The organism is Acidovorax facilis (genome assembly GCF_050626955.1).
GTDB classification, from domain to species: domain Bacteria; phylum Pseudomonadota; class Gammaproteobacteria; order Burkholderiales; family Burkholderiaceae_C; genus Acidovorax; species Acidovorax facilis.
Genome location: NZ_CP192460.1, coordinates 736,398 through 762,973 on the forward strand (window position 1 = coordinate 736,398; position 26,576 = coordinate 762,973).

At 63.6% G+C, this 26,576-nt stretch carries 27 protein-coding genes; 10 read left to right on the top strand and 17 right to left on the bottom strand.

The features are described 5' to 3' along the window. Nucleotides 1–303 precede the first annotated feature (303 nt). From lepA to nagZ, 9 genes are all read left to right on the top strand, one after another. The gene (lepA, locus tag ACQ4MJ_RS03330) at nt 304–2,112 is read left to right on the top strand and encodes a translation elongation factor 4 (RefSeq protein ID WP_055399457.1); all 1,809 of its coding nucleotides are present in this window, start codon (nt 304–306) and stop codon (nt 2,110–2,112) included. Then, on the top strand, nt 2,112–3,089 hold the full coding sequence (gene lepB, locus ACQ4MJ_RS03335) for a signal peptidase I (RefSeq protein WP_431150063.1): 978 nt from the start codon (nt 2,112–2,114) through the stop codon (nt 3,087–3,089). Before lepA ends, lepB begins: the two co-directional genes overlap by 1 nt. A 38-nt stretch (nt 3,090–3,127) precedes the next feature. Next, the gene (locus ACQ4MJ_RS03340) at nt 3,128–3,496 is read left to right on the top strand and encodes a DUF4845 domain-containing protein (protein ID WP_431150062.1); all 369 of its coding nucleotides are present in this window, start codon (nt 3,128–3,130) and stop codon (nt 3,494–3,496) included. After that, entirely contained in the window at nt 3,496–4,179 is a 684-nt protein-coding gene (gene rnc, locus ACQ4MJ_RS03345; RefSeq protein WP_121505756.1) for a ribonuclease III, read from the top strand. The genes ACQ4MJ_RS03340 and rnc overlap by 1 nt, the downstream gene beginning before the upstream one ends. Further along, nucleotides 4,176–5,180 (top strand): GTPase Era, encoded by a 1,005-nt coding sequence (era, locus tag ACQ4MJ_RS03350; protein WP_431150060.1) that lies wholly within the window; start codon nt 4,176–4,178, stop codon nt 5,178–5,180. Before rnc ends, era begins: the two co-directional genes overlap by 4 nt. A gap of 90 nt (nt 5,181–5,270) precedes the next feature. Beyond that, complete coding sequence (gene recO, locus ACQ4MJ_RS03355) at nt 5,271–6,035, top strand: DNA repair protein RecO (RefSeq protein ID WP_121505758.1); 765 nt, start codon at nt 5,271–5,273, stop codon at nt 6,033–6,035. After that, nucleotides 6,032–6,817 (top strand): pyridoxine 5'-phosphate synthase, encoded by a 786-nt coding sequence (locus ACQ4MJ_RS03360; RefSeq protein ID WP_431150058.1) that lies wholly within the window; start codon nt 6,032–6,034, stop codon nt 6,815–6,817. The genes recO and ACQ4MJ_RS03360 overlap by 4 nt, the downstream gene beginning before the upstream one ends. 58 nt (nt 6,818–6,875) lie before the next feature. Continuing rightward, a complete protein-coding gene (gene acpS, locus ACQ4MJ_RS03365) occupies nt 6,876–7,271 on the top strand; it encodes a holo-ACP synthase (RefSeq protein WP_121420761.1) in 396 nt (131 codons plus the stop codon). Nucleotides 7,272–7,344: 73 nt separating this feature from the next. Next, nucleotides 7,345–8,436: a beta-N-acetylhexosaminidase gene (gene nagZ / locus ACQ4MJ_RS03370; protein WP_431150056.1), complete on the top strand. Its 1,092-nt coding sequence runs from the start codon at nt 7,345–7,347 to the stop codon at nt 8,434–8,436. A 145-nt stretch (nt 8,437–8,581) separates the two neighbouring features. Here the strand turns inward: nagZ and ACQ4MJ_RS03375 are convergent, their stop codons facing one another. The 12 genes from ACQ4MJ_RS03375 to ACQ4MJ_RS03430 form a co-directional block, all read right to left on the bottom strand. After that, a complete protein-coding gene (locus tag ACQ4MJ_RS03375) occupies nt 8,582–9,238 on the bottom strand; it encodes a mechanosensitive ion channel family protein (RefSeq protein ID WP_121422808.1) in 657 nt (218 codons plus the stop codon). A gap of 62 nt (nt 9,239–9,300) precedes the next feature. Continuing rightward, entirely contained in the window at nt 9,301–10,335 is a 1,035-nt protein-coding gene (locus tag ACQ4MJ_RS03380; RefSeq protein ID WP_431150055.1) for a GGDEF domain-containing response regulator, read from the bottom strand. Between the two features lie 68 nt (nt 10,336–10,403). Further along, on the bottom strand, nt 10,404–11,948 hold the full coding sequence (gene lysS, locus ACQ4MJ_RS03385; RefSeq protein ID WP_055399439.1) for a lysine--tRNA ligase: 1,545 nt from the start codon (nt 11,946–11,948) through the stop codon (nt 10,404–10,406). An 84-nt stretch (nt 11,949–12,032) separates the two neighbouring features. After that, a complete protein-coding gene (locus ACQ4MJ_RS03390) occupies nt 12,033–12,644 on the bottom strand; it encodes a sugar transferase (protein WP_431150052.1) in 612 nt (203 codons plus the stop codon). 1 nt (nt 12,645) lies between these two features. Next, the gene (locus ACQ4MJ_RS03395; RefSeq protein ID WP_431150050.1) at nt 12,646–13,821 is read right to left on the bottom strand and encodes a DegT/DnrJ/EryC1/StrS family aminotransferase; all 1,176 of its coding nucleotides are present in this window, start codon (nt 13,819–13,821) and stop codon (nt 12,646–12,648) included. A gap of 37 nt (nt 13,822–13,858) precedes the next feature. Beyond that, entirely contained in the window at nt 13,859–14,557 is a 699-nt protein-coding gene (locus tag ACQ4MJ_RS03400; RefSeq protein ID WP_431150049.1) for a methyltransferase domain-containing protein, read from the bottom strand. Beyond that, nucleotides 14,554–15,585, bottom strand: coding sequence for a glycosyltransferase family 2 protein (locus ACQ4MJ_RS03405; RefSeq protein ID WP_431150046.1), 1,032 nt, complete (start codon nt 15,583–15,585; stop codon nt 14,554–14,556). Before ACQ4MJ_RS03405 ends, ACQ4MJ_RS03400 begins: the two co-directional genes overlap by 4 nt. Nucleotides 15,586–15,590: 5 nt before the next feature. Beyond that, complete coding sequence (locus ACQ4MJ_RS03410; protein ID WP_431150044.1) at nt 15,591–16,646, bottom strand: glycosyltransferase; 1,056 nt, start codon at nt 16,644–16,646, stop codon at nt 15,591–15,593. A 1-nt stretch (nt 16,647) separates the two neighbouring features. Then, on the bottom strand, nt 16,648–17,226 hold the full coding sequence (locus ACQ4MJ_RS03415) for an acyltransferase (RefSeq protein ID WP_431150042.1): 579 nt from the start codon (nt 17,224–17,226) through the stop codon (nt 16,648–16,650). After that, nucleotides 17,210–18,442: a lipopolysaccharide biosynthesis protein gene (locus ACQ4MJ_RS03420; RefSeq protein WP_431150040.1), complete on the bottom strand. Its 1,233-nt coding sequence runs from the start codon at nt 18,440–18,442 to the stop codon at nt 17,210–17,212. Before ACQ4MJ_RS03420 ends, ACQ4MJ_RS03415 begins: the two co-directional genes overlap by 17 nt. Continuing rightward, entirely contained in the window at nt 18,439–20,352 is a 1,914-nt protein-coding gene (locus ACQ4MJ_RS03425; RefSeq protein WP_431150039.1) for a polysaccharide biosynthesis protein, read from the bottom strand. Before ACQ4MJ_RS03425 ends, ACQ4MJ_RS03420 begins: the two co-directional genes overlap by 4 nt. A gap of 40 nt (nt 20,353–20,392) precedes the next feature. Continuing rightward, the gene (locus ACQ4MJ_RS03430; protein ID WP_431150036.1) at nt 20,393–21,034 is read right to left on the bottom strand and encodes an LON peptidase substrate-binding domain-containing protein; all 642 of its coding nucleotides are present in this window, start codon (nt 21,032–21,034) and stop codon (nt 20,393–20,395) included. Between the two features lie 79 nt (nt 21,035–21,113). On the opposite strand from ACQ4MJ_RS03430, the gene ACQ4MJ_RS03435 reads away from it, so the two are divergent. Next, entirely contained in the window at nt 21,114–21,662 is a 549-nt protein-coding gene (locus tag ACQ4MJ_RS03435) for a YggT family protein (RefSeq protein ID WP_055399421.1), read from the top strand. 275 nt (nt 21,663–21,937) lie between these two features. Here the strand turns inward: ACQ4MJ_RS03435 and accD are convergent, their stop codons facing one another. From accD to truA, 5 genes are all read right to left on the bottom strand, one after another. After that, nucleotides 21,938–22,810 carry an acetyl-CoA carboxylase, carboxyltransferase subunit beta gene (accD, locus tag ACQ4MJ_RS03440; protein ID WP_055399419.1) on the bottom strand — a complete coding sequence of 291 codons (873 nt, stop codon included), beginning with the start codon at nt 22,808–22,810 and terminating at the stop codon, nt 21,938–21,940. Between the two features lie 122 nt (nt 22,811–22,932). Then, nucleotides 22,933–23,742: a tryptophan synthase subunit alpha gene (trpA, locus tag ACQ4MJ_RS03445; RefSeq protein WP_218300563.1), complete on the bottom strand. Its 810-nt coding sequence runs from the start codon at nt 23,740–23,742 to the stop codon at nt 22,933–22,935. Beyond that, nucleotides 23,743–25,026 (bottom strand): tryptophan synthase subunit beta, encoded by a 1,284-nt coding sequence (gene trpB, locus ACQ4MJ_RS03450; protein ID WP_431150033.1) that lies wholly within the window; start codon nt 25,024–25,026, stop codon nt 23,743–23,745. It lies immediately after the preceding gene. Next, a complete protein-coding gene (locus ACQ4MJ_RS03455; protein ID WP_431150031.1) occupies nt 25,004–25,756 on the bottom strand; it encodes a phosphoribosylanthranilate isomerase in 753 nt (250 codons plus the stop codon). The genes trpB and ACQ4MJ_RS03455 overlap by 23 nt, the downstream gene beginning before the upstream one ends. Further along, nucleotides 25,753–26,574 carry a tRNA pseudouridine(38-40) synthase TruA gene (gene truA / locus ACQ4MJ_RS03460; RefSeq protein ID WP_431150029.1) on the bottom strand — a complete coding sequence of 274 codons (822 nt, stop codon included), beginning with the start codon at nt 26,572–26,574 and terminating at the stop codon, nt 25,753–25,755. Before truA ends, ACQ4MJ_RS03455 begins: the two co-directional genes overlap by 4 nt. Nucleotides 26,575–26,576: the final 2 nt, after the last annotated feature.

The window sequence follows — 26,576 nt, forward strand, 5'->3', positions numbered from 1 at the left end:
GGACGTTGATTCACGATGCGGGATGTGACGGTGTCATGCACAGCCGATCCACAGCTCACCCACAAGTTGTCCAGCGTTGTAGTTGTGCAGACTGTGTATAAGTTGTTGATAAGATCCCTGTTGCACCCTGGCAACTCCCCTTGGATGCAGTCGGATGGGCTTTTTACTGCGGGCTTTTTGCCTACAATGAAGCTCCAACTATCGCAGTTGCCAATGATTGTTGGTTCAGGGCGCGTCGCCATTCGACGCGCCCTTTTTTCTTGTGTGCTCCGTTTTAATTCAATCACTTGACGCTTTCCGTTGATGAACCACATCAGAAATTTTTCCATCATTGCGCACATCGACCATGGCAAGTCGACGCTTGCAGATCGTTTGATCCAGCGCTGCGGAGGCCTTGCGGACCGTGAGATGGAGGCCCAGGTTCTGGACTCGATGGATATCGAAAAAGAGCGTGGGATAACCATCAAGGCGCAGACCGCAGCGCTGCAATACAAGGCGCAGGATGGGCAGGTCTATAACCTCAATCTGATCGACACGCCGGGGCATGTGGACTTCTCATACGAAGTGAGCCGCTCGTTGTCGGCATGCGAGGGCGCGTTGCTGGTGGTGGATGCTTCGCAAGGCGTGGAAGCTCAGACCGTTGCGAACTGCTACACCGCATTGGATCTGGGTGTCGAGGTGGTGCCCGTACTCAACAAGATGGATCTGCCTAATGCCGATCCCGACAATGCGAAGGCTGAGATCGAAGATGTGATTGGCATCGACGCGACCGACGCGATTCCCTGCTCCGCCAAGACCGGCATGGGTATTGATGAGATCCTTGAAGCCATTGTGGCCAAGGTGCCCGCGCCGCGCGGCAATGCCGATGGACCGCTTCGGGCGATGATCATCGACAGCTGGTTCGACAGCTATGTGGGCGTGGTGATGCTGGTGCGTGTGGTCGATGGCCGTTTGCTCAAGGGCGAGCGTATCAAGATGATGGCCAGTGGTGCGGTGTACAACGCGGACAACCTCGGTGTGTTCACGCCCGCCAACGAGCCGCGCAACTCGCTTGACGCAGGGCAGGTGGGCTACATCATCGCTGGCATCAAGGAGCTGCAGGCTGCCAAGGTGGGAGACACGATCACGCTCGAAAAGAAGTTGCCCAACAATGCGGGCCCTGCCGCCGAGGCGCTCCCCGGCTTCAAGGAAATCCAGCCCCAGGTGTTTGCCGGTCTGTACCCGACCGAGGCGAGCGAATATGACTCGCTGCGTGATGCGCTTGAAAAACTCAAGCTCAACGATGCTTCGCTGCACTACGAGCCGGAAGTGAGCCAAGCGTTGGGCTTCGGTTTTCGTTGCGGGTTTCTCGGCCTGCTCCACATGGAAATCGTGCAGGAGCGTCTGGAGCGTGAGTTTGACCAGGATCTCATCACGACTGCACCCAGCGTGGTCTACCAAGTGGTCAAGGCCGATGGTGAAGTGATCATGGTCGAGAACCCCTCCAAGATGCCGGACCAGGGGCGGCTGGAGGAAATCCGCGAGCCCATCGTCACGGTGCATCTGTACATGCCCCAGGACTATGTCGGCCCGGTGATGACGCTCGCCAACCAAAAGCGCGGTGTGCAGATGAACATGGCGTACCACGGTCGCCAGGTGATGCTCACCTATGAAATGCCGCTGGGCGAAATCGTGCTCGACTTCTTCGACAAGCTCAAGTCGGTGTCGCGCGGCTATGCATCCATGGACTACGAGTTCAAGGAGTACCGTGCGTCCGACGTGGTGAAGGTGGATATCCTTCTGAACGGCGAAAAGGTGGATGCACTGTCCATCATCGTGCACCGCTCTCAGTCCCAGTACCGTGGCCGAGCAGTGGTTGCCAAGATGCGCGAGATCATCAGCCGCCAGATGTATGACGTGGCCATCCAGGCGGCCATTGGCGCCAACATCATTGCGCGCGAGACCATCAAGGCACTGCGCAAGAACGTGCTGGCAAAATGTTACGGCGGCGATGTTAGCCGCAAACGCAAGCTCCTTGAGAAGCAGAAAGCAGGCAAGAAACGCATGAAACAGATCGGATCGGTCGAAGTGCCACAAGAGGCATTCCTGGCCATTTTGCAGGTGGAAGACTGATGCTCCAGTTCATGCAGATTTTCACATCCCTGGTGCTGGCCGCATTTGGTGGCTATATCGGGGCTTGGTACTTTGGTGCCATCGAAGGCAATTTCGCCTTGCTGTTGTTCCTGGCCACGGTGGTCACGGGCGCGTACTGGCTGGCCGAGCGTTTCTACTTTCTGCCCCAACGCCGCCGAGCTGCCCAGGCCGTCGAAGATGCGGCGACCGCACGCCGTGCGGAGCTGGATCGCATGGGCATCCAGAAGGTCGATGTGGATGTGCAGGAGGCCAAGGGGCGGCTGCTCATGCAGCCTTGGTGGCTGGACTGGACGGCGGGGCTTTTCCCGGTCATCGTTGCCGTGTTTGTTCTGAGGTCGTTTCTTTTTGAACCTTTCAAGATCCCGTCGGGTTCGATGATTCCCACCCTGCTGGTGGGCGACCTGATCCTGGTGAACAAGTTCACCTACGGTGTCCGCCTGCCGGTGATCCATACCAAGATCACCGAGGGCACCAAGCCTGCGCGCGGAGATGTTCTGGTGTTCCGCTATCCACCTCAGCCGAGCCTTGACTACATCAAGCGGGTGGTGGGTGTGCCGGGTGACGAGGTGGCCTACCTCAACAAGCGCCTCACGGTCAACGGCCAGGCCATTGACACCAAGGCGCTGCCAGACTTTTTCGAAGAAGACTCGATGCGCTACTTCAAACAGTTTGAAGAGCAACTGGGAGCACAGCCCCATCGTTTGTTGAACAACCCGGATGTGCCCGCCTTTGTGCAAGGCGCCAGCAATTTTGCCTATCGCAAGAACTGCCGTTACAGTGTTGAGGGCGTTGTATGCAAGGTGCCCGAGGGCCACTATTTCATGATGGGGGATAACCGGGACAACTCGCTCGATTCGCGTTACTGGGGCTTTGTTCCTGAGGGCAATATCGTCGGGAAGGCCTTTTTTGTCTGGATGAATTTCGGTAATCTCAAGCGCATTGGGTCGTTCCATTGATGGATGACCAGCTTTATTGGACACTGAGGGGGAAACACATGCGTATCAATCGTTCTACCAACCCATTTCGCCAACGCGGTTTGTCATTCATTGGGGTGATTTTTGTGGGTTTGATCGCCGTGGCTGCATTTGCTATTGGCGGACAGTCTGTCCCGATTTTCCTGGAGTATCAGGCGATAAAGAAGGCTGCGAGCAAAGCTGCCAAGGAAGCCTCCACTGTCGCGGATGTCCGGGGGAGCTTCGACCGCTCTGCTGCGATTGATACCATCAACTCTATCCAGGGAAAAGATCTGGAGGTTGCTAAACGGGGGGACAACAAAATCGTGGTTTCCTTTAAATATTCCCGCGAGATTGCGCTGGCGGGTCCCGCCTACCTTGTCTATCGCTTTGAAGGACAGACCGACTAGTGCATCCCGGCCTTCAAGCGTTGCAGACCCGTCTGCAGCATGTTTTTTCCGATCCATCCCTTCTCCAGCGCGCCACCACGCACCGCAGTTTTTCGGCCGACCACAATGAGCGGCTGGAGTTTCTGGGTGATTCCGTGTTGAATCTGGCGGTTGCGAGCCTGCTGTATCGGCAGTTGTCGGCGTTGCCCGAAGGCGATCTCTCTCGCGTGCGTGCCAACCTTGTCAAGCAGGACACGCTGCACCAGCTGGCGCTGGGCCTCAAGATCTCCGACGTGCTGCGATTGGGTGAGGGCGAGTCCAAATCGGGCGGCCAGCAACGTCCTTCCATCCTGGCCGACGCGTTGGAAGCACTGATTGGTGCGGTGTACCTGGATGCCGGGTACGCGAGTGCCGAAGCGTTGGTGCACCGCCTTTTTCAGGGTGTGGAGATCAACCCACAGATGCAGGCAGCGTCCAAGGACGCCAAGACCGCATTGCAGGAGTTGCTCCAGGGCCGCAAAATGAAGCTGCCGCAGTACAAGGTCGTCGGCACAGTGGGCGCTGCGCACCGCCAGACCTTCGACGTCGAGTGCGATATTCCTGAACTGGGCCTCACCGAACGTGGCATCGGCGGCTCCCGCCGGGCGGGCGAGCAGGCAGCCGCTGCTGCCATGCTGGCCACATTGAAAGCAAAGAAATTATGAATGATGCTACCAAAGATGTAGCGAATGAAGCCGCTCCAGCAAGCGTTGGAGCGCAAAATGACCTCGAAGCCATGCTGGCGGCAGCAGGCTCCCCGGCCGCCGTGCCCGGCCAGCGTTGTGGCGTGATCGCCATCGTGGGCAAGCCCAACGTGGGAAAGTCCACATTGCTCAATGCGCTGGTGGGGCAGAAGATCAGCATCACCTCGCGCAAGGCGCAGACCACGCGGCACCGTATCACCGGTATTCGTACGCGCGAGCAGACTCAGTTCATTTTTGTGGACACACCGGGTTTCCAGACGCGCCATGCCACCGCACTCAACAAGTCGCTGAACAAGACCGTGATGGGCGCGATTGGCGATGTGGACCTGATCCTCTTCGTGGTCGAGGCGGGCAACTTCACGCTGGCCGATGCCAAGGTGCTGTCGCTGTTCAAGCCCGGCATCCCCACGCTGCTGCTGGCCAACAAGCTCGACATGGTGCACCGCCGTGCCGAGCTGGCCCCCTGGCTCAAGAGCATGCAGGAGCGCCACCCGTTTGCCGAGTTTGTGCCCATGTCGGCCAAGAACAAGGGCGACATCGAGCGCCTGTTTGGCATCTGCGCCAAGTACCTGCCCGAGCAGGGCTGGTGGTACGGCGAAGACGAGCTGACCGACCGCAGCGAGAAGTTTCTGGCGTCCGAAACCGTGCGCGAGAAGCTCTTCCGCTTCACGGGCGACGAACTGCCTTACACCTCTACCGTGGTGATCGACAAGTTTGAGGAAGAAGCCAGCAAGCAGCACAAGCGGCTTGTAAAGATCGCTGCCACCATCGTGGTCGAGCGTGACAACCACAAGATGATGGTGATCGGCGACAAGGGCGAGCGCCTGAAGCGTATTGGCACCGAAGCCCGCCAGGAACTGGAAAAGCTCATGGATGCCAAGGTGTTCCTGGAGCTGTGGGTCAAGGTGCGCTCCGGCTGGGCCGACGACGAGGCACGCGTGCGTTCGTTCGGTTACGAATAATTCCGTGCCCGCCCGTGACCCTGTCTTGCCCGGGCGGCACAAGCTGTCTGGCGCTTGCCAGCCGCATGCATTTCTGCGGGCCTGAAGCCAATGGCTGCCGCCAAGCGCATCTCCGATGAACCCGCCTTCGTGCTGCACAGCTACGACTGGAGCGAGTCCAGCCTGATCCTGGAGGTTTTCTGCCGTCAGCAAGGGCGTGTGGCGCTGGTGGCCAAGGGGGCCAAGAAGCCCAGCTCCAACTTCCGCCCGGTGCTGCTGCCGCTCCAGCCCTTGTTGGTGACCTACACGCTCACCGGCGATGGCAGCGCAGACATCCACACCCTCAAGGGGGCGGAGTGGGTGGGCGGCCATGTGATGCCCACGGGCGATGCCCTGCTGTCGGGCATGTACCTCAACGAGCTACTGCTGCGCCTGCTGGCGCGCGCTGATCCGCATGCGGCCCTGTTCGATGCCTATGCCGGTGTGGTGCGCGTGTTGGCCAGCGAACACGGCGATGCGTTAGAGCCCGTGCTGCGCAGCTTCGAGCTATTGCTGCTGCGCGAGATTGGCTTGCTTCCTGGCCTGGATGTTCAGACCATGACGTTGGAGGTCTTGCAACCCAAGACGCGCTACACGCTGGTGCCCGAAGGCGGCCTGCGCGCCTCCTCTTCGGCCGACCGCGCGGGCCTGCTCGGCGTCCAGTGGCAGACGTTGCAACGCGCGCTGGACGACGCAGCCACCTACACCGCCACCTTGCGTGCCTGCGCGCCGGTGGCTGCAGAACTCAAACCCCAGCTGCGCGCCCTGCTGCAATACCATTGCGGCAGCCCCATGCTGCGCACCCGCCAGCTCATGATCGATCTGCAGGCCCTATGAACCAGACCTCACGCACCCCCCACGCCACGGCCCTCTCGGTCAATGTCAACAAAGTCGCCCTGGTGCGCAACACGCGCCACCTGGGCATTCCCAGTGTCACCCGGGCGGCCGAGCTGTGCCTGCAGGCGGGGGCTCAGGGCATCACGGTGCACCCCCGGCCCGACGAGCGGCACATCCGCAGCCAGGACGTGTTCGAGCTGGCCACGCTGATGAAGGCTTGGCCCGACCGCGAATACAACATCGAGGGCAATCCATCTCAGAACCTGATGGACTTCATCCGCAAGGTTCGCCCGCACCAGGCGACCTTTGTACCCGACAGCGAAGACCAGTTCACCAGCGACCACGGCTGGAGCTTTCCGCAGGATGCCGCGCGCCTGGCGCCCCTGATCGCCGAGTGCAAAGCATTGGGCGTGCGCGTGAGCCTGTTCATGGACCCCGTGCCCGAGCAGATGGCCGCCGCCAAGGCGGTGGGCGCTGACCGGGTGGAGCTGTACACCGAGCCCTATGCCGCAGCCTGGGGCACGCCGCAGCAAGACGTTGAGCTCAAGCGCTACGCCGCCGCCGCCCAGGCCGCGCTGGATGTGGGGCTGGGCGTGAACGCGGGTCACGACCTCAACCGTGACAACCTCGCCGCCTTTGTGCGCGAGGTGCCCGGTGTGCTCGAAGTCTCGATCGGCCACGCCCTCATTGCCGACGCGCTGGAGCTGGGCTACGCCGCCACGGTGTTGGCCTACCTGGGCTGCATCCAGTCGGGTTGTGCCGCACAACCTGATAACTCCTGATTTGATAGCTGCTAGCGCTTGATGGATAAGCGCTAGAGCCCAATTTTATTCAAAAACCATGATCTACGGCATTGGCACCGACATCTGCGACGTGCGCCGCATCGCGGCCAGCCTGGAACGCCACGGCGAGCGCTTTGCCCAGAAGGTGCTGGCCGACGGTGAATTGGCCACCTGGCACGAGAGGAGTGGCCGTTGGCCCGACCGCGGCCTGCGCTACCTGGCCACGCGGTTCTCTGCCAAGGAAGCGTTCAGCAAAGCCATCGGCCTGGGTATGCGCATGCCCATGACCTGGCGCCACTGTGAAGTGGCCAAGCTTGCGAGCGGCCAGCCCGTGATCGTGCTGCACGGCGCACTCAAGGAATGGTTTGACGCCAAAGGGCTGAAAGCGCACCTGAGCGTTACGGACGAGACCGACTACGCCGCCAGCTTCTGTGTGGTAGAGAAATTGGATTAAAAATGGCCTCTAGCGCTTGATGGATAAGCGCTAGCAGCTATGTTTGTAATAGCAACCTGATGTTTGACACCCTATGACCGAACACGCACCCCTCATCCTCGACGTGGCAGGCACAGAGCTGACCGCCGCCGACCGCCGCCGCCTGACCCATCCGCTGACCGGTGGCGTGATCCTGTTTGCCCGCAACTGGGAAAACCGCGCGCAGCTGCTGCAGCTGACCAGCAGTATCAAGGCCGTGCGTGACGATCTGCTGATCTGCGTGGACCATGAGGGCGGCCGTGTGCAGCGCTTTCGCACCGATGGCTTCACCCACCTGCCGCCCATGCGCGCCCTGGGCGAGATGTGGATGGATGACGGCAAGGGCGCCAAGGTCGTGCCTGGCAGCGGCGCGCTGCGCGCCACCAATGCAGCCACGGCGGCGGGCTACGTGCTGGGTGCGGAGTTGCGCGCCTGTGGGGTTGATTTCTCGTTCACCCCCGTTCTCGATCTCGATTGGGGTGAAAGCAGTGTGATCGGCGACCGTGCCTTTCACCGCGACCCGCGTGTGGTGGCGCTACTCGCCAAGAGCCTCATGCACGGTCTGCTGCAGGCCGGCATGGCCAACTGCGGCAAACACTTCCCGGGGCACGGCTTTGTCAAAGCCGACTCGCACACCGAGGTGCCGGTGGACAAGCGCAGCTTGAAGGCCATCCTGGCCGACGACGCCGCGCCATACCCCTGGCTCAGCAGCACGCTCACCAGCGTGATGCCCGCCCATGTGATCTACCCCAAGGTGGACAGCCGCCCCGCAGGCTTCTCGCAGCGCTGGCTGCAGGACATCCTGCGGCGGCAGATGCGTTTTGACGGCGCCATCTTCAGCGACGACCTCAGCATGGAAGGCGCTCGGCGTCTGGACGGCCAGGTCGTCAGCTACACCGACGCAGCCATGGCAGCGCTGGAGGCAGGCTGCGACCTGGTGCTGTTGTGCAACCAGAGCGTGGGCGATGGCAAGGCCGTGGATGAACTCATCGACGGCCTGGAACAGGCCCGCAAGCTGGGCCGCTGGCAGCCGAGTGTGGTCAGCGAATCCCGCCGCCTGGCGCTGCTGCCCGAAACCTTTCCCCAGGCCTGGGATGAGTTGATGTACCAGCCCGCCTATCTGCAGGCCTTGGACCTGTTGCCCTGACGCCGTGAGAGCCAGTGGCCGGGAGTCTGGTGCGGCGCCCCTCGTCGTTGCCGTGCTCGCCGGGTGTGCAACCCGCCTGCGCTCGCCGCCTAGCGTGCGACCCTGCCAGACCCTCACGCACAGCCGATTTCTCGGCTTCAGTGGACTAGGGCGTGTTGAAAGGCCCTGGCGTGACTGGAGGCGGGGCTGCCGGTGCACTTTCTGCGGCCTCTGCAGCGTTGGCGGGTAGTGCAGGCGGTGGTGGCACCCCCTGAAACCTGCGCACCACGCGTTGAAATACCAGCGCATTGGGAATCTGCAGCCAGGCTACCTGGTCCGCCGCAGCGCCATGGTCTTCGAGCGTGGTGTAGAGCAGGTTGATGTCCACCACACGTCCTTTGGCCCCGGGCTTTTCGGCGGTGTCCAGCACCTCGATGTAGTCGCCAATCTTGAAGGGCCGCACGGTGAAGATGAGCAGCGCGCAAAACAGGTTGGAGAGCACACTCCACGCCGCGAAAAAGGCCACGGCCCCGACAGTGGCAAACCCGGTGAACGCGGTCCAGAGCACGGTGGCCGACACCCCCATGCGTTCCAGCACCAGCAGCGCCGCACTGGCAATGATGAGCCAGCGGATCAGCCCGTTCATGGGCACCACCAGTTCGTCGGGCACCTGGTAGTGCGCGCTGGCACGGCGCACTATGCGGCGCAGCACCCGTTGCAGCAGCCAGGCGACAAACAGGATCAGCAGGATCTGCGTGCCGGGGATGATGACTTCGAGCCAGTCTTGTACCCAGTCGGGAAGGCGGGTTTTCAGCAGCTGCATGCGCGAAACGGCGGTGCGGGCGTTGCGCTCGGTGGCGTCAAACGTGAGGGCAGAAAAGAAACTCAATTGCGCAGTTGCTCCACGGTGTCCATCTGCATTTCAAAACTGAAGAAGCGATTGCGGCCCTGGGCCTTGGCGGCATAAAGCGCCTGGTCGGCACGCATGATCATGCTTTCGGCGTTCGTGCTGTCGTCAGGCACGCAGGTGGTGATGCCGCCTGACAGCGTGAGGATGTTGCCCAGCGGGGAATCTGCGTGTGGAAGGGCGCGCACCTTGAGCAGCTGTCCCAGGGCCCGCGCGAAGGTCATGGCACCCGAGCGTGGCGTGTTGGGCAGGATGAGGGCGAATTCCTCACCACCGTAGCGTGAGGCGATGTCACGAGGGCGCACGCACACCTCGCGCAACAGGCGGCCGACTTCCTTCAGGCAGGCATCGCCCTGCACATGCCCGCTGGCGTCATTGAAGAGCTTGAAGTGGTCCAGGTCGCACAGCATCAGCGTGAGCGGCGTACCGTCCCGGCGCGCAGCCAGGATTTCGTTGTGCAAAATGCGGTCAAACCCCCGGCGGTTGACCAGGCCGGTGAGCGCATCCATCTCCACCATTTCGTTGAGCCGCTGGTTGGCCAGATGCAACTCGGCCGACATGGAGACGAGCCTGCGGCGCATGTCCAGCAGCCGGCGCATGGCACGCAGTTTGGCCATCAGCACGATGGGCTTGACGGGTTTGACGAGGTAGTCGTCACCACCCACTTCAATACCGCGCCACACATCGAGTTCGTTGTCCAGGCCCGAGAGGAAGATGATGGGCGTCCAGTCGCCCGCCTCGCTCTCGCGCATCTGCTGGGCCACCCAGTAGCCGTCCTGGCCGGGCAGCCGGATGTCCAGCAGCACCAGATCGGGGCGGTGGGTTTTGAACAGGTGCAGCGCTGCGATGCCCTCGGGCGCCTCAAAGATGTCTGACACCCCAGCCCGCCGCAGCTCGGCCACCAGCGCTGCGCGCACGGATCCCTGGTCTTCGACCACCAGCACCGAAAAAGCGTTGCCCGAGGGCAAGGGCTGGCTGGCCGGGTAGGGGGCGTTGCTGGAACTGAAGGGCACGGTAGTGTCTCCTTGGGGCCTTCAAAGGGCGGGTCCGGGATGCCCCGAGGGCATCGGGGACGCGCGACTCAGGACTCGCGGCGAAGCGCGGGGAACAGGATCACGTCGCGAATGCTGGGGCTGTCAGTCAGCAGCATCATGAGACGGTCAATGCCGATACCGCAACCCCCCGTGGGGGGCATGCCGTATTCCAGCGCGCGTACGAAATCGTGGTCGTAGAACATGGCTTCGTCATCGCCGCTGTCTTTGGCGGCCACCTGGGCGTGAAAGCGGGCGGCCTGGTCTTCGGCATCGTTCAGTTCGCTGAAACCATTGCCGAACTCGCGGCCGGTGATGTACAGCTCAAAGCGCTCCGTCACCTCGGGGCGCGCGTCGTTGGCACGCGCCAGGGGCGAGATCTCGGTGGGGTGCTCCATGATGAAGGTGGGCTGCCACAGCTTGTCTTCCACCGTTTCTTCAAAGTACAGCACCTGCAGGCTGGCCAGCGTGCGGGCCGAGAGCTTGTCCTTCTCTTCGGTCATGCCCAGCTTCTTCAATGCGCTGATGAGCCAGGCGGCATCGTCCACATGGGCGCCTGCTTCGGTGTGCTGGAAGATAGCTTCGCGGATCGTCAGGCGGGCAAAGGGCTGGGTAAGGTCCACCGCGCGGCCCTGGTAGGTCATCTGCAGCGAACCCGTGGCTTTCAGGGCCACTTCACGGATCAGGGTCTCGGTGAAGTCCATCAGGTCCAGGTAGTTCCAGTACGCCGCGTAGAACTCCATCATGGTGAACTCGGGGTTGTGGCGCACCGAGATGCCTTCGTTGCGGTAGCTGCGGTTGATCTCGAACACGCGCTCGAAGCCGCCCACGATCAGGCGCTTGAGGTAGAGCTCGGGCGCGATGCGCAGGTACATCTCCTGCTCCAGCGCGTTGTGGTGCGTGACGAACGGCTTGGCATTGGCGCCGCCCGGGATGGGGTGCAGCATAGGCGTTTCGACTTCAAGGAAGCCGTGGCTCACCATGAACTCGCGCAGCCCGCTCACGGCCTTGCTGCGCGCCATGAAGCGCTTGCGGGCGTGCTCGTCGGTGATCAGGTCCACGTAGCGCTGGCGGTATTTCTGCTCCTGGTCGGCCATGCCGTGGAACTTGTCGGGCAGCGGGCGCAGGCTCTTGGTGAGCAGGCGCAGGCTGGTCACCTTGACCGACAGCTCGCCCGTCTTGGTCTTCATCAGCGTGCCTTCGGCACCCACGATGTCGCCCAGGTCCCAGTGCTTGAAGGCGGCATACAGATCCTCGCCCACGGCGTCACGGGTCACATAGAGCTGGATGCGCCCGCCCACGTCGCCCAGCGAGCCATCCTGCACGGTTGCAAAACTCGCCTTGCCCATCACGCGCTTGAGCATCATGCGGCCAGCCACGGAGACGTTCACTGGCGTGGCTTCGAGGGACTCGTTCGTGGCAGTGCTGTGTTCCAGGTGCAACTGGGCAGCCTTGTGGCCGGGCTTGAAGTTATTGGGGAAGGCAACCCCACCGCCAGTGGCCTGGACTTCGCGCAGAGCGCGGAGCTTTTCGCGGCGCTCTGCGATGAGCTGGTTTTCGTCCTGGGGAGCGGGGGCGTGGTTTTGGTCTGACATAGGTGCCGTCGGTGCGGGGGCGTGAAATGGGGCTGGGTTCAGCCAAACCCCTGATTTTATCGGCTAAGGGGTGCCGACTGGTCCTTATCCCCTGGACGGGCGATCGCCCCACAGCGCGGATGCCGTCTTCACGATGATCTTCAAGTCGCTCAAAAGCGTGTGCGAGCGGGCGTACTCGGCGGCATAGCGCAGCTTGATGGGCAGAATCTGCTCCATGTAAGTGCGCTCTGGATCGCTGCTCTGGCCCAGCAAAGTGCTTTCGTCGCGAAATTCGATGGAGGCGCGGTCCGTGATGCCCGGCCGGACGCTGAGCACCAGGTCCCGCACGGAATCCGGGTAGAGCGCCACATAGTGCGGCACTTCGGGTCGGGGGCCGACAAGGCTCATATGGCCCAGCAGCACGTTGAAAAGCTGCGGCAATTCATCGATCTTGGTGCGCCGCAGCCAGTGGCCAGCCCGGGTGATGCGGGCGTCGGCCCCCACGGTAATCGCAGGCCCCGCAGCTTCTGCACGCGGGTGCATGGTGCGGAACTTGACGATGCGAAACAACCTGCCTGCGCGGCCCACGCGCTGTTGGCGAAAGAATGCCGGGCCGGGCGAATCCCACACCACCCACAGTGCCACGGCCAGCAGAACGGGCGCGAGCAGCAGCAGCCCGAGGGCGGCCAAGAACAGGTCGAACAGCCGCTTGGGCATGTCAGCCCAGCACCTCGTGCAGCGCGGCAATCACACGGTCCTGATCGCTGTCACCCATGGCGGTGAACAGGGGGATGCTGATCATGGCCTGGTAGGCTGCATCGGCCTGGGGGAACATCTCCGGCGTGAGCTGATAGCGGTCCCGCCAGTATGGGTGCCGGTGCAGCGGCACATAGTGCACGCTGGTGCCGATGCCCCGGTCTGACAGCGCCTGGATGACCTCATCACGCCCCAGTGGTGCGTCCGCTCGCAGCCGGATGACATACAGGTGCCACGCATGGGTGTCGCCGTGTGGTGCATCGGCTGGCAATAGCAGCGGAAGGGGCGCCAGCTGTGTGTTGTAGCGGCTTGCCAGGGTTTGACGCCGCTGCACAAACTGTGGCAGCCGTGCCAGCTGCTCCACGCCCATGGCGGCGGCAACGTCCGTCATGTTGTACTTGAAGCCCGGAGCGACCACCTCGTAGTACCAGGCCGGGGTTTTGGAGGTGAAGCGGTCAAACGCATCCCGGCTCATGCCATGCAGGCGCATGGTGCGCATGCGTTGCGCAAGCGCCGGGTCATGCGTGACGGCCATGCCGCCTTCGCCGGTGGTGATGGTCTTGTTGGCGTAGAAGCTGAACACCGTGACATCGGACTGCAACTGCCCCACCAGGGTGCCGCGCCAGGTGGTGGGCAAGGCATGGGCTGCGTCTTCCACCACCTTCAAGCCATGTTCTTTGGCGATGGCCAGGATGGCGTCCATGTCGCAGGCCAGGCCCCCGTAGTGCACGGGCATGATGGCTTTGGTGCGGGGTGTAATGGCCGCGCGCACCTTGGCCGGGTCGATATTGAGGGTCACCGGGTCCACGTCCACCAGTACCGGGTCCGCACCCAGGTAGCGCACCACCTCCACGGTGGCGGTGAAGGTCAGTGTGGGCGCGATCACTTCATCGCCGGGGCCGATGCCCAGGGCCTCCAGCGCGAGGTGCAGGCCCGCCGTGGCGGAGTTGACGGCGATGCTCTGCAGACCACCGCCGCCCAGGAAGGCGGTGAATGCCTGCTCAAACTCTTTGGTCTTGGGCCCGGTCGTGACCCATCCCGAGCGCATGGCCGCGCTGACGGCATCGATTTCTGCCGGCCCGATGTCGGGGCGGGCGAACGGGAGAAAGGGCAGGTCGGTGGCGGAGTTCATGGGCATTGTGGTGCGTGCTAAGAGGGCCAGAGCGAGGCCGCGCTCAGCGTGGCTTCACGGCCCAGGTCAGGCGGTGGGTGCGCAGAAACCACAGCAGTGCGGATGCTGGCGTAATCGCTGGCGCGGGCAGGCGCCGTGCCAGCGGAGGTGCCAGCGTAACGCGGCGGGAGTGTATCTGGGCCCCGGGAAACAGGATGCCCAGTTCGCGCAGTGGAATGCCCTGTACATCGGTGTTGGCGGGGTTGTTGACGACAAAGTCATAGACGAGAACACCGCCGCCGGGCGCGACCCATTGCCAGATCACGTCGGCCAGATGGCGGCGATAGCCCTCGTCGAGCAAGGAGCTGAAGAGTGTGAACGCCAGCACGGCATCCTGGCTGGCGGGCTGCACCGGGGCCAAGGCGGCATCGCCTTCGGCAATGGCCACGCCCGCTGGTAGCAAGGCGCGCGCTGCGGCGGCACGTTCTGGAAGAAGCTCCAGGCCCGTCAGGCAAGCGGGCGTGGCGCCCAGCCGCACCAGATCGTGCAAATTGCCCGCACTCCCACAGCCAACCTCCAGCATGGGCCGCTGGGCCAGGCTGCTCCAGCCGTGGGCCCGCCAGATGCGTGCCATGGCGCGCAGGCGCTCCTGCTGTGCCTGCAGCGCCGCAGCGTTGGCATACAGGCTGTAGCGCGCTTCGTCGGCCACTGTGTCGCGCCGGGCGTAGCGGGCCTTGACGGCCTGGGGTTCGTTGTCGGTCATCGGGTGATGCGTGCAAAGTCGGACGAAGGGGCGCGCGAGCGCGCAATGTCCCACAGTCCTCGCCAGGTACCCAGGCCGTAGCCCACATGAAACGCTGCAATCGTCCCCGGGAGGCGGGGCAGCAGTCCCCCGTTGCGGGCCGACCGGGCTGCCGCCACTGATGCCGCCAGAAGATACCCTGCGTAGGCGATGCCCAGTGCAGCCAAGGGCCAGGCGGACCACGGCGAGGCGGCGGTGGCGCCCACTGCTGCGGCCACAAAAGCTGCGGGCACCAGTTGTCGCACGGAGCCCGGCTGCCCATGTTTGCGCATCACAAAAGGCCGCCAGTAGCCATATTGCCGTTGTTGCGCGAACAGGTGCCTGAGCGAATTGCGCGGGTGGTAGGTGGAATGGATGCGGCTGCTCTGCCAGATGCGTGCACCCCCCAGGCGCATGCGCAGGTTGTGCTCGTCGTCCTGGTTGCGCACCAGGGCTTCGTCAAACAGCCCGAATCGGTCAAACACGCCGCGGGGCCAGCATCCGAGGTAGACGGTATCCACCTCGCCTTCGTATTGCACATCGCGCGACCGTGCGCCACCCACCACCCAGCGGCATTGGAAGGCGGCGGCTATGGCGGCCCCGGTGGGGCCCGTTCCTTGGGCGACCCAAGGGCCGCCCACGTTGTCAGCGCTGGTGCGTTCAAGCGCCTCGATGCACTGCGCAAGGTAGTCGGGGGCAAACTGGCTGTGCACGTCCATGCGGGCAATGGTGCCGCCCCGTGCGCGGGCAATGCAGGCGTTGAGCCCGGTGGACACAATGCGGCCGGGATTGTCCACCAGGACGAGCCTGGGGTCTGCAGCACAGCGCTGCATCAGGTGTTCGCGCGTGCCGTCATCGCTGTCACCGTCTGCAATCAGCACTTCCATGCGCCAGCCTGCGGGCAGTTCTTGGCGCAGGGCGGAGTTGCAGAAAGCGTCGATGTGCTGGCGCTCGTTGCGGCACGGCACGATCACGCTGATCAGGTTGTCCAATTCAAGGCCTTGGGGCATGGGGTTCAAGGTGTACGGAGCAGTTGCTGGTACAGCGCGTGCATGCGGTTCATTTGCACCGCGCGGTCACCGTCTTGCGCTATGCGGGCAGCATTTTGCAGCCCGGCTTGTTCCGCGATGGCGTCATTGGCAATCAGGGCTTCGAGCCGGGCGGCGAGCGCTGTGGCATCTCCGGCTGCAACCAGCCACTCAGCGTCGATCCAGTGCCGGTTGGCCTGCAGTTCGCTGGCCACCACGGCGAGGCCACACGCCATGCTCTCCAGCATGGCGACCGATGTTGCATCGCTGCTGGGCACCGACACAGATATCTTGCTTTCGCCCAGTACCCGGGTCATGCCAGCGTCATCGAGTCGGCCGTGGAACTGCACCTTGTTGTCCAGCTGTGCCGTGTGCACCTGGCTGCGCAGGGCACCTTCCAGACTGCCTCCGCCGAGCAGGTGCAAGCGCAGATCGGCGCCCGGCAATCGCGCCTGCAGCAGGGCGAACGCTTCGATGATGGTGTCGATGTTGTAGTTGGGTTCCCAGGCGCGCAGGCTCACCAGCTGGCTGCCTTGCTTGTGACTCCAGGGAGCGGGGTGGAAGCGTTGCAGTTCCACACCCCAATGAATTTCCTCGGCGGTGCCGGGCGGGCGGAAGTCTGCCACCGCGCTCATTAGGCTCGCGGAGTCGCCCGTGATGAGGTCGGCCTGGCGCAGTATCCAGCCGGTCAGCCAGCGCATCCAGGCGCTTTTGCCCGGGGTCACCAACAGGTCGCTGCCCCAGGCGGTCATCACCAGCGGATGTTTGCCGCAACGTGCGGCCAGATAGCCGTAGGAGGTGACGTAATGGGCATGCAGGAGGTCGGGGGCCAGCTCGGCTACGTGGCGCCTCGTTTCCCGTACACGGAACAGCCAGTCCAGCGATCGGTGCACAGGCCGGATGGCCCGCACCGTGACGCCATCGATGGACGCGGGGCGGGCCGTGATCAGCGAAACGCGGTAGCCACGCTGGAGCATTTCCCGCGCCCACCGCTGGACATGGGGGCTGGTGGCATCGCCCAGCAGGCACAAGTGTGTGGCCATGTCAGCTTGCCCGTGCCCAGGATTCGTAGTGTGGGCGCAGTTCCGGATGCTGCAACAGCAGGCGCTCATCCTGCTCGCGCACGTCGCCAATCTTGCGCGCTGGGGCCCCTGCCATGATGGCGAAATCGGGCACTTCGCCGCGCACCTGCGCGTAGGCGCACACCACCACCCCCTTGCCGATGCGTGTACCCGCTTCGATCAGGCTGTGGGGGCCAACAAAGGTGTAGGCGCCGATCTCAACGGGCGCGCTGATGTAGCCAGGCTTGGGGCCCTCGTGGACTGCGTAGCTGCTGCCCAGGAGGCGAATGGCGCGGTGGGAGCTGTGGGTGACGATGCTGACGAAGTTGGTGATCTGCACCCCTTGCCCAATCTGCAGGCCTGCCGTGGCGTCGATGAAGTTGAATTGCCCTATGAACACGTGGTCGGAAAGCCGCAGCCCCTCGGCGCCTTCGATGCAGGTGCTGGGGGCAATGCGGGTGTGGGGCAGGCTGCGGCCCAGGTGGTCGCTTTCCCCGAACACCATGCGGTAGAACAGCGCCTGCCAGATACGGCGGCGCCAGCGGTTAAGCACGGCTCTCATGGGGGATGTCCTTCCAGTTTGCCAACGCCCAGAAATAGTAGGCAAAGTAGGCCAGCATGCTCGCTGACACGCCCCATCCGGCGCCGGTCAGCCCGCCCAGATGGAGGCCCAGCAGCAGGCCCGCGAAAAACAGGCATTGTCCAACCAACGCCAGGCGCAGCGCCCAGGCCTGCGCGCCCCAGGCCATGGTGACCACCGCGAGGGGCGATGCCATGAAATGCACGGCGATGTACGGCGCAATGGCCCGGGCCAGTTCCCCGGTCTGCGCCCATTGGTCGCCAAAGGCCAGGGAAAAGATGTCCGGGCCCCAGGCAAGCAGCACTGCCGCCAGCGGGCAGGCCAGGGCGGCCAGCCCCATCATGGCCTGGCGCACCAGGGTGCGCGCTTCGTTGGGGCTCTGCGCCTTCAGAAGACGGGGGTACAGGGTTTGCGACAAGGCCCCGCCGATGAGGGTCGCAGGGGCCTTGAGGTAGCGCAGCGCCAGCGCCCAGAACCCCGCTGCGGCGTCTCCAGTCCAGGCCGCCACCAGCACCAGAGTCAGGGTGTCCTGCAGCGCCCCCATGAAAGCGTGGGGTGTGTTGAGCAACGGAAAGTCCCGGTGCTGTTGGGCCATGGACCGGAGTGTGGCCAACGGCTGGCGCCACAGACCCACCCAGCCACCCGCAGGGGCAGGCCTGGCCAGCATCCATGCCGCGCCCAGGCTGGCCAATGTGGCGCCCAGCACCAGACCCAGCGGGCCGGTCTTCATGAATCCGAACAGCAATTGCAGGATGGCGCCACCGCCTTGTTGCATCAGCCTGGCCGCCGACAGCAGACCAAAGCGTTGGGACCGTGTCGCCCACAGCGTGAGCCATTGCACAGCGCCGCCTGCGAACACCGCCAATGGCAGCGCCCACACCATCGGCATGCCGCGCCACAGCAGGAGCACGGCTGCGGCTGCAGCAGATGCCGTGGTGACAGCGAGCAAGATGCGAGCGCACAGCGCCATGAGCTGGGCGGCGCGCAGCTCGGTGCTTTCGAGGGGGAGTGCGAATTCATAGCGCGCACAGCCCACCACCGCCAGGTTGGTGGCCAGCGCCCACAGCAGTGCAAACTGTCCGAAGTCCTCAGGGCTGTAGAGGCGTGTGAGTGCGGGGCCCAGCACCAGCGGGATGGCGTGGGCTGCAACGCTGCCCGTGAGCAGGGTCAGCGTTGCCCGTACAAGTCCCGACTTCATGGCAGTACGGGTTGCGTTTCGGGGTGGTAGCCAGGCACCAGCTGTCGCAGCAGAGCGGTCATGGCGATGGGGTCGCCCGCATGGGCTGCCTTCTGCAATGCCTGGAGCAAGGTCTGCAGCTCCTCCCATGGGCGGTATTCTTCACGCGCCCGCAGGATGCGGGGGTGGTCGGTGGGGAAGGGATTGTCCCCAATCAGCAGTTCCTCGAAAAGTTTTTCACCCGGGCGCAGTCCGGTGAAAACGATTTCGATGTCTCCTTCGGGGTGCAGATCGTCGCGCACCGTCAATCCCGACAAGGCCACCATGCGCTCTGCCAATTCCAGAATCTGTAGGGGCTCGCCCATGTCCAGCAGGAACACGTCGCCGCCCTCGGCCATCGCCCCTGCCTGCAGCACCAGCTGGGCGGCTTCGGCAATGGTCATGAAGTAGCGCGTGACGTCCGGGTGCGTCACGGTAAGGGGGCCACCGGCCGCGATCTGCTTGCGAAACAGCGGTATCACGCTGCCACTGGAACCCAGCACGTTGCCAAAGCGCACCATCGACAGGCGGGTGGGGCAAGCCCAGGCGGGTGAGCTGTCGGCAAGCTGCGGGAAAGGTGCGCGGGGCGACGCTGCGATCGCTTGCAGCACCATCTCTGCCACACGCTTGGTGGCGCCCATGATGTTGGTCGGGCGCACGGCCTTGTCGGTGGAAATCAGCACGAAATGGGTGGCACCGCACTCCAGCGCCACCTGCACCATGTTCAGGGTGCCAAACACGTTGTTCAAAATACCTTCGCCCGCGTTGGCCTCCACCATGGGCACGTGCTTGTAGGCGGCCGCATGGTAGATGGATGTGGGCCGGTATTGTCGGCAGATGTCTGCCATGCGCGCCTTGTGGGTGACGCTGGCGAGCAGGGGCACCAGCGCACATTCATGCTCGCCCTGGTGCGCGAGCGCCGCCAATTCGTGGTGGATGGAATACAGCGCATATTCGCTGTGGTCGACCAGCAGCAACTGGCACGGCCCTTCGCGCACGATCTGCCGGCACAGTTCGCTGCCAATGCTGCCGCCCGCGCCGGTCACCAGAACCACGGTGCCCGCCAGATTGCGCCCCAGCAGACCTGGGTCCGGCGCCACCGGCTCCCGGCCCAGCAGGTCTTCGATTTCAAGGTCCTGGAAGTCCGTGACGGTCACCCGGCCGCTGGCCAGGTCCGACAGGCCCGGCAGCGTGCGGATCCGCACGGGCAACTCGCGCAGGCTTTCGATGATCTGCCGCCGTCGCTCGCGCGTGGTGCTGGGCAGCGCCAGCAGCACGTCGGTGATGCCAAGGCGGCGCACCACCTCGGGCAGCGCGTTGGAGGCGTGCACACGCACGCCGTTGATGCTGCGCCCGATCTTGCTGGCATCGTCGTCCACAAACCCTTTGAGCAGGTACTGGCGCATGCTGCCCAGCCCCGCAGCCGTCTGTGCGCCCGCACTGCCAGCGCCGTAGATCAGCAGGCGGTACGGCGCATGGCTGCTGCGCCCCGCCAGCGCCAGCCACCCCAGTGCACGGCTGGCACCCACCAGCAGCATGAACAACAGCGGCTGGAGGATGCCGACGCTGCGGGGTACGCCCTCCCACTGAGCCGCCAGCAGGCAGCCCAGCAAAAGCGCGCCGTAGATGGCCACGGCCTTGCCGGTGGTGATGAGCGCCGTGATCCCCGTGTAGCGGAAGATGGCGCGGTACAACCCCAGCTTGGCAAAAATCGGAAGCGCAAGGGCGGGCGCCAGCGCATACGCAAGCCACTGCATGCCTGAGGGCCAGTGGGGCGTCTCCAGCCTCAGCGTGAAGGCCAGCCACATCGCGATGACACCCAGACAGATGTCCATGGCCACCACCACCATGCGCTTGGCTGCGCGTGACCAGCCCAGGATGCGGTTCAGCATGGGCTATGAGAAGAAGAGGGGGCAGTAGCGATTCGGCGGCTCATTGTGTGGGGGCAATTCCGGTCCGCTCCAGCACATCGCCCACCAGTTCCAGCCGCACCAGCGGGTTGTCCAGCTCCATCAGGCGCTGCTTGAGTTCCAGGGGCACGGGCAAAAGCTCGCACCAGCGGTTGGCCACCCATCCGCAGTCGTCCAGCTGGGCTGCCGTGGGGACAATCGCAGTCGGAATTTCGGGGTCACGCTGCTTTAGGGTGTGCAGCACCTGGGCGAGGGCTGTCGATGCCTTTCTCAGGTCATGCGGGATTGGCACCATCAGATCCGGGTCGATGTGCCCCACATCGGCGATCCACAGGCCATGGGGCAGGTGGCTGCGCTGGGTGATGCGAAAGCGCTGGCTGCCACGGCACAGCAGTGTGATCAGGCCAGGCTGCGGGGTGTCGATCTGCTCGATGACGGCCAGGGTGCCCACATCGTTGAACTGTTCTTCAGGCGCGCCCGCCTGGCGCACTTCGCGGCCTTGCGTGAGGGCGACCACGCCAAAGGGCGCGCCCGCCTGATGGCACTTGCGCACCATGTCCAGGTAGCGCACTTCGAACACGCGCAGGGCCAGCAGACCACCTGGGAACAGCACGGAGCCCAGAGGGAAAAGGGGCAAGGATGACAGGGTGAGGGGTTGTGTCATGAAAGGGGGGATACCTTGGCTCGCTATCATCCCATGGCGCAGCCTGCTTTCGCGGCGGCCCCTTATTTTTGTCTCATCCATGCTCTACCAGATCGCCTCTTTCCTGCTTGACGTTGTTGGTGGCCTGCTCACCGGGGCATGCCTGTTGCGGCTGTACATGCAGTGGCAGCGCGTGCCGTTTTCCAACCCCGTCGGCGGGCTGGTTTTTGCGCTGACGGACTGGCTCATCATGCCGCTGCGCCGCGTGATCCCCCCGGTGGGGCGCTGGGATGTGTCGAGCCTGGTGGCAGCCGTGTTGCTGCAGCTGGCGCAGTACTTTTTGCTGACCCTGCTGCTGGGCGCCGCCTCGGCATGGGCCTGGCTGCCGTGGTTGGCATTGTTTGGCCTCGCGCGGGTGGCGGTGTCGGGGCTGATTGGCTTGTTGATCGTCTATGCCGTGATGTCGTGGGTGCAGGCGCGGTCACCCCTGGCCGATGTGATTGCCCGGCTGTGTGAGCCCATCCTGCGGCCGTTTCGCCGCATCATCCCGCTGGTGGGCGGTATCGATCTGTCGCCGCTGGCCGTGCTGGTGTTGCTGCAGGTGGCGATGATCGTGCTGGGCCATTTGCAGGCCAGCGTAATGAAGTAGCCCCCCTGAGTCGCCTTTGGCGCCTTCCCCCCAGGGGGACGACGGCCTTGCTGCGGGGCGGCCCTTGCTTGCCGTCCCTGGTTGGGGCCGCGCCGGTTTCGGCGGCTGCGCATGATTCGCGGCAAATGGATATCTGATACCAAAAATATCAGTGAAATTGACCCCTAGCGCTTATCCATAAAGCGCTAGTAGCTATCAAAATAATAGTATTCTCGCGGCTTTGGCGGGCGCATCACCTCAGCACTAGGCTTTGCGCACGCACCCACCCGGTGGTGTTACATCACTGCGTCAGCAGGCAAACGCTGCAGCATGGCCAGGCTGCTGGCCACGGTGTTGCGCAGTTCACGGCGGTCACAAATGAAGTCCACGGCACCCTTGGTTTGCAGGAATTCGGCGCGCTGGAAGCCTTCGGGCAGGGTCACGCGCACGGTGGATTCGATCACACGCGGTCCGGCAAAGCCGATCAGGGCCTTGGGCTCGGCAATCACGATGTCGCCCACAAACGCAAAACCTGCGCTCACGCCGCCCATGGTCGGGTCGGTCAGCACGCTGATGTAGGGCAGGCCCTTCTTGGCCAGGCGGGTCAGCGCTGCGTTGGTCTTGGCCATCTGCATCAGGGACAGCAGGCCTTCCTGCATGCGTGCGCCGCCGGTGGCGGTAAAGCAGATGAAGGGCACCTTCTGCTCAATGGCGGTTTCCACGCCGCGCACAAAACGCTCGCCCACCACGGAGCCCATCGAGCCGCCCATGAAGTCGAACTCAAAGCACGCTGCCACCACGTTGATGCTCTTGACCGCCCCACCGATGACGATGAGGGCATCGGTTTCACCCGTGTTTTCCAGGGCTTCCTTCAGGCGCTCGGGGTATTTGCGGCTGTCCTTGAACTTGAGGGCATCCACGGGCAGCACTTCCTGGCCGATTTCATAGCGGCCTTCGGCGTCCAGAAAAGCGTCCAGCCGCGCGCGGGCGCCAATGCGGTGGTGGTGGCTGCAATGGGGGCAAACGTTCTGGTTTTGCTCCAGATCGGCCTTGTAGAGCACCGTTTCGCAGCTCGGGCACTTGATCCACAGCCCTTCAGGCACCTGGCGGCGCTCGGTGGGGTCGGTTTGCTGGATCTTGGAGGGCAGAAGTTTTTCGAGCCAGGACATGGTGTTCTCCTCTTCAGTGGCTCGGCCTGCCGGGGCGCTGGGGCGCCGCAGGGGGCAGGCCGGGTGGAATCTGTGGCGCGCCGTGCCCCGATGAGGGCGGCGCGCCGGGCTGCATTATGCGTCTACGCGTCCATTGCCTTGCGGATGCCGCGCAGGAAGTCGATCGTGATTGGCACCACCTTGGCGTGCTCTTGGTCTTCAATCAGCTGGATGATGCGGCTGCCAATGACCACGGCGTCGGCCACCTTGCCAATCGCCTGGGCGGTGGCGGCGTCGCGAATGCCAAAGCCCACACCCACGGGGATCGTCACATGCTGGCGGATGCGGGGCAGCATTTGCTCCACGGCCGAGGTGTCCAGCGCGCCCGAGCCGGTCACGCCCTTGAGCGACACGTAATACACGTAGCCGCTGGCCACGCGCGCCACTTGGGCCATGCGCTCATCGGTGCTGGTGGGGGCCAGCAGGAAGATCAGGTCCATGCCGTGCTCACGCAGGCTGGCGGCAAAGGTCTCGCACTCTTCGGGTGGGTAGTCCACGATGAGCACGCCGTCCACGCCAGCGGCCGCCGCATCGCGCACAAAGGCACCTCCACCGTGCTTTTGGTCGTAGCGCTCCACGGGGTTGGCATAGCCCATCAGCACCACGGGTGTGGTGCTGTTGCGCTTGCGGAACTCGCGCACATGGTCGAGCACCTGCACCATGCCAATGCCCAGGCTGAGGGCTTTTTCGCCCGCCTTTTGAATCACCGGGCCATCGGCCATGGGGTCGGAAAAGGGCACGCCCAGCTCAATCACGTCGGCACCGGCCTCCACCATGCCGTGCATGAGTGCAGGGGTGATGTCGGCGAAGGGGAAACCAGCGGTCACATAGGGAATCAGTGCCTTGCGGCCCTGCGCTTGCAGGGCAGAGAAGGTGGATGCAATACGGCTCATTTATTTCACCACCTTGATGGATTGCTCGCCGCCCTTGACGGACTGCCCCTGGCAGCTGGGTCGGCAGTAAAAATCGGCGCCGCTCAGGTCGGCCACGGTGCCAATGTCCTTGTCACCACGGCCCGAGAGGTTGACCAGGATCGATTGGTCAGGGCGCATGGTTTTGGCCAGTTTCATGGCGTAGGCCACGGCATGGCTGGATTCGAGCGCGGGGATGATGCCCTCGGTGCGGCACAGGTAGTGGAAGGCTTCCAGAGCTTCCTTGTCGGTAATGCCGACGTATTCGGCACGCCCGATTTCCTGCAACCAGGCGTGCTCCGGGCCCACGCCGGGGTAGTCCAGGCCTGCGCTGATGCTGTGGGTTTCGGTGATCTGGCCATTGTCATCCTGCAGGATGAAGGTGCGGTTCCCGTGCAGCACGCCCGCGCTGCCCTTTTGCAGCGATGCCGAGTGTTTGCCCGACTCCAGCCCTTCGCCTGCGGCTTCCACGCCAATGAGGCGCGTTTTCTCGAACGGGATGTAGGGGTGGAAGATGCCCATGGCGTTGCTGCCGCCACCCACGCAGGCGATCACGGCATCGGGCTGGTCGCCCAGCACTTTTTGCTCGGCCAACATGGCGGGCATCTGGTTGATGCACTCCTTGCCGATCACGCTCTGGAAGTCACGCACCATCATGGGGTAGGGGTGTGGGCCTGCCACCGTGCCGATGATGTAGAAGGTGTTGTCCACATTGGCCACCCAGTCGCGCATGGCCTCGTTGAGCGCATCTTTCAGCGTCTTGCTGCCCGATTCCACGGGCATCACCGTGGCGCCCAGCAGTTTCATGCGGTACACGTTGGGGCTTTGGCGCTTGACGTCCTCTGCACCCATGTACACCACGCATTCCAGGCCATAGCGCGCGCAGATGGTGGCCGTGGCCACGCCGTGCTGACCTGCGCCCGTTTCTGCAATCACGCGGGGCTTGCCCATGCGCTTGGCCAGCATGGCCTGGCCAATCACGTTGTTGATTTTGTGGGCGCCGGTGTGGTTCAGGTCCTCACGTTTGAGGTAGATCTGCGCGCCACCCATTTCGCGGCTGGTACGGGCTGCATGGTAGATGGGTGATGGGCGACCGACGAAGTGCTTGAGTTCGTAGTGAAACTCGGCCAGAAACTCGGGGTCGTTTTGGTAGCGCGCGTAGGCCTCGCGCAGTTCCTGGATGGCGTGGGTCAGGGTTTCGCTGACGAAGCTGCCGCCGTAGGGGCCGAAATGGCCAGAAGTATCAGGTTGCTGATAGGAATTCATGGGGGTTCTTTGCAAGTTGTGCATCGGCCGCCCGCACGGCGGCAACGAAGCGTTGGATCTTCAGTGCGTCTTTGATGCCCTTGATGGGCTTTCCATCGGGGCCATAGGCTTCGACGCCGGAACTGACATCAACCGCCAGCGAGAGACCCCGCGGGCGGACTTGCAAAATGCCATCGGTCACGTTTGCAGGCGTGAGTCCACCAGACAAAACGAGGTGAGAGCTGACGCTTGGTGGAAGGAGTGACCAATTGAATGCCTTGCCGCTGCCGCCAAAACCTTCGACATGGGCGTCGAGCAGGATGGCCTGGGCGTGAGAGTAATCGTAGGCGTATTTTACGAGGTCAAAGCTGGCCGCACCGTCGCCCAGGGGAATTCGGGCGGCTCGCAGGTAGGGGCGTGCGCCTTGGTGGGTGGCGGCCAGGCAATCCTGGGGAGATTCATCACCGTGAAACTGGATCGTAGCGCCTGCTATCAAAGCGCTGATAGCTATCACATTGGTAGCGGGCTCGTTCACGAACAGCAAAACTGGTGTGACAAAGGGCGGCAGGCGTCTGGCCAGTTGTGCTGCGCGTTCGGGTGTTACCGCACGCGGGCTGGGGGCATACAGCACGAAACCCACTGCATCGGCGCCTGCCGCCACTGCGGCATCCACGTCCTGCTCGCGGGTCAGGCCGCAGATTTTGATGCGGGTGCGTGCATGCGGCAGCTTGGAGATGTCTTGTGCGTTCATGGCAACCAATCATACGCAGCCGTGCGCTGGGGCAAGCCCCAGGCGGCGTCATAGACCGGGCCTTGAAAAAACAGCCCATCCGGCGAAAACGTGGGCGCTGCCGCATCGCGGGATTTGGCGGCGAGCACCTGCGCCACCCATTCAGGAGGCTGTTTGCCCTGGCCCACGGCAATCAGGCAGCCCATGATGTTGCGGATCATGTGGTGCAAAAACGCGTTGGCTTCGAACTCAAAGCGCCAGTAGCAGGGGCTCCAGCCCAGCTCCGGGTGTGGTTCTCCCAGACCCCGGCGCGTAATGTCGATGCGTTGCAGGGTCTTGACGGGGGACTTGGCTTGGCACGCCGACGCACGAAACGAGGTGAAGTCGTGCTCACCCAGCAGGTAGTCCGAAGCTTGCCGCATCGCTTGGTGGTCCAGCGGATGGAAAACCCAGCCCACGCGACCGGCGTCCACACTCGGCCGCACGGGGGACTGCAGCAGCACATAGGCATAGCGCCGCGCGATCGCGCTGGCGCGAGCATGGAAGCCGTCCGGCACGGGCTGCGCCCATTGCACGGCAATATCGGCAGGAAGAAAGGTGTTGGTACCCCGTACCCAGGAGGAGGGCGGGCGGTTCAGCGGCGTGTCAAAGTGCACCACCTGCATCAATCCATGCACACCTGCGTCGGTACGGCCTGCGCACAAAGTGCTGACAGGGTGCGTGGCAAAGCGGCCCAGGGCCGCTTCGAGTTTGTCCTGAATCGTGTTGCCCAACAGCTGGCTTTGCCAGCCGCTGTAGGCCTGTCCGTTGTAGCTGACACCCAGCGCCACCCGCGTCATGG

Excerpts from the sequence above, each read along its gene's own strand:
- lepA (WP_055399457.1), top strand. The coding sequence starts at position 304 with ATGAACCACATCAGAAATTTTTCCATCATTGCGCACATCGACCATGGC.
- lepB (WP_431150063.1), top strand. The coding sequence starts at position 2,112 with ATGCTCCAGTTCATGCAGATTTTCACATCCCTGGTGCTGGCCGCATTT.
- ACQ4MJ_RS03340 (WP_431150062.1), top strand. The coding sequence starts at position 3,128 with ATGCGTATCAATCGTTCTACCAACCCATTTCGCCAACGCGGTTTGTCA.
- era (WP_431150060.1), top strand. The coding sequence starts at position 4,176 with ATGAATGATGCTACCAAAGATGTAGCGAATGAAGCCGCTCCAGCAAGC.
- recO (WP_121505758.1), top strand. The coding sequence starts at position 5,271 with ATGGCTGCCGCCAAGCGCATCTCCGATGAACCCGCCTTCGTGCTGCAC.
- ACQ4MJ_RS03360 (WP_431150058.1), top strand. The coding sequence starts at position 6,032 with ATGAACCAGACCTCACGCACCCCCCACGCCACGGCCCTCTCGGTCAAT.
- acpS (WP_121420761.1), top strand. The coding sequence starts at position 6,876 with ATGATCTACGGCATTGGCACCGACATCTGCGACGTGCGCCGCATCGCG.
- nagZ (WP_431150056.1), top strand. The coding sequence starts at position 7,345 with ATGACCGAACACGCACCCCTCATCCTCGACGTGGCAGGCACAGAGCTG.
- ACQ4MJ_RS03375 (WP_121422808.1), bottom strand. The coding sequence starts at position 9,238 with ATGCAGCTGCTGAAAACCCGCCTTCCCGACTGGGTACAAGACTGGCTC.
- lysS (WP_055399439.1), bottom strand. The coding sequence starts at position 11,948 with ATGTCAGACCAAAACCACGCCCCCGCTCCCCAGGACGAAAACCAGCTC.
- ACQ4MJ_RS03390 (WP_431150052.1), bottom strand. The coding sequence starts at position 12,644 with ATGCCCAAGCGGCTGTTCGACCTGTTCTTGGCCGCCCTCGGGCTGCTG.
- ACQ4MJ_RS03395 (WP_431150050.1), bottom strand. The coding sequence starts at position 13,821 with ATGCCCATGAACTCCGCCACCGACCTGCCCTTTCTCCCGTTCGCCCGC.
- ACQ4MJ_RS03400 (WP_431150049.1), bottom strand. The coding sequence starts at position 14,557 with ATGACCGACAACGAACCCCAGGCCGTCAAGGCCCGCTACGCCCGGCGC.
- ACQ4MJ_RS03405 (WP_431150046.1), bottom strand. The coding sequence starts at position 15,585 with ATGCCCCAAGGCCTTGAATTGGACAACCTGATCAGCGTGATCGTGCCG.
- ACQ4MJ_RS03410 (WP_431150044.1), bottom strand. The coding sequence starts at position 16,646 with ATGGCCACACACTTGTGCCTGCTGGGCGATGCCACCAGCCCCCATGTC.
- ACQ4MJ_RS03415 (WP_431150042.1), bottom strand. The coding sequence starts at position 17,226 with ATGAGAGCCGTGCTTAACCGCTGGCGCCGCCGTATCTGGCAGGCGCTG.
- ACQ4MJ_RS03420 (WP_431150040.1), bottom strand. The coding sequence starts at position 18,442 with ATGAAGTCGGGACTTGTACGGGCAACGCTGACCCTGCTCACGGGCAGC.
- ACQ4MJ_RS03425 (WP_431150039.1), bottom strand. The coding sequence starts at position 20,352 with ATGCTGAACCGCATCCTGGGCTGGTCACGCGCAGCCAAGCGCATGGTG.
- ACQ4MJ_RS03430 (WP_431150036.1), bottom strand. The coding sequence starts at position 21,034 with ATGACACAACCCCTCACCCTGTCATCCTTGCCCCTTTTCCCTCTGGGC.
- ACQ4MJ_RS03435 (WP_055399421.1), top strand. The coding sequence starts at position 21,114 with ATGCTCTACCAGATCGCCTCTTTCCTGCTTGACGTTGTTGGTGGCCTG.
- accD (WP_055399419.1), bottom strand. The coding sequence starts at position 22,810 with ATGTCCTGGCTCGAAAAACTTCTGCCCTCCAAGATCCAGCAAACCGAC.
- trpA (WP_218300563.1), bottom strand. The coding sequence starts at position 23,742 with ATGAGCCGTATTGCATCCACCTTCTCTGCCCTGCAAGCGCAGGGCCGC.
- trpB (WP_431150033.1), bottom strand. The coding sequence starts at position 25,026 with ATGAATTCCTATCAGCAACCTGATACTTCTGGCCATTTCGGCCCCTAC.
- ACQ4MJ_RS03455 (WP_431150031.1), bottom strand. The coding sequence starts at position 25,756 with ATGAACGCACAAGACATCTCCAAGCTGCCGCATGCACGCACCCGCATC.
- truA (WP_431150029.1), bottom strand. The coding sequence starts at position 26,574 with ATGACGCGGGTGGCGCTGGGTGTCAGCTACAACGGACAGGCCTACAGC.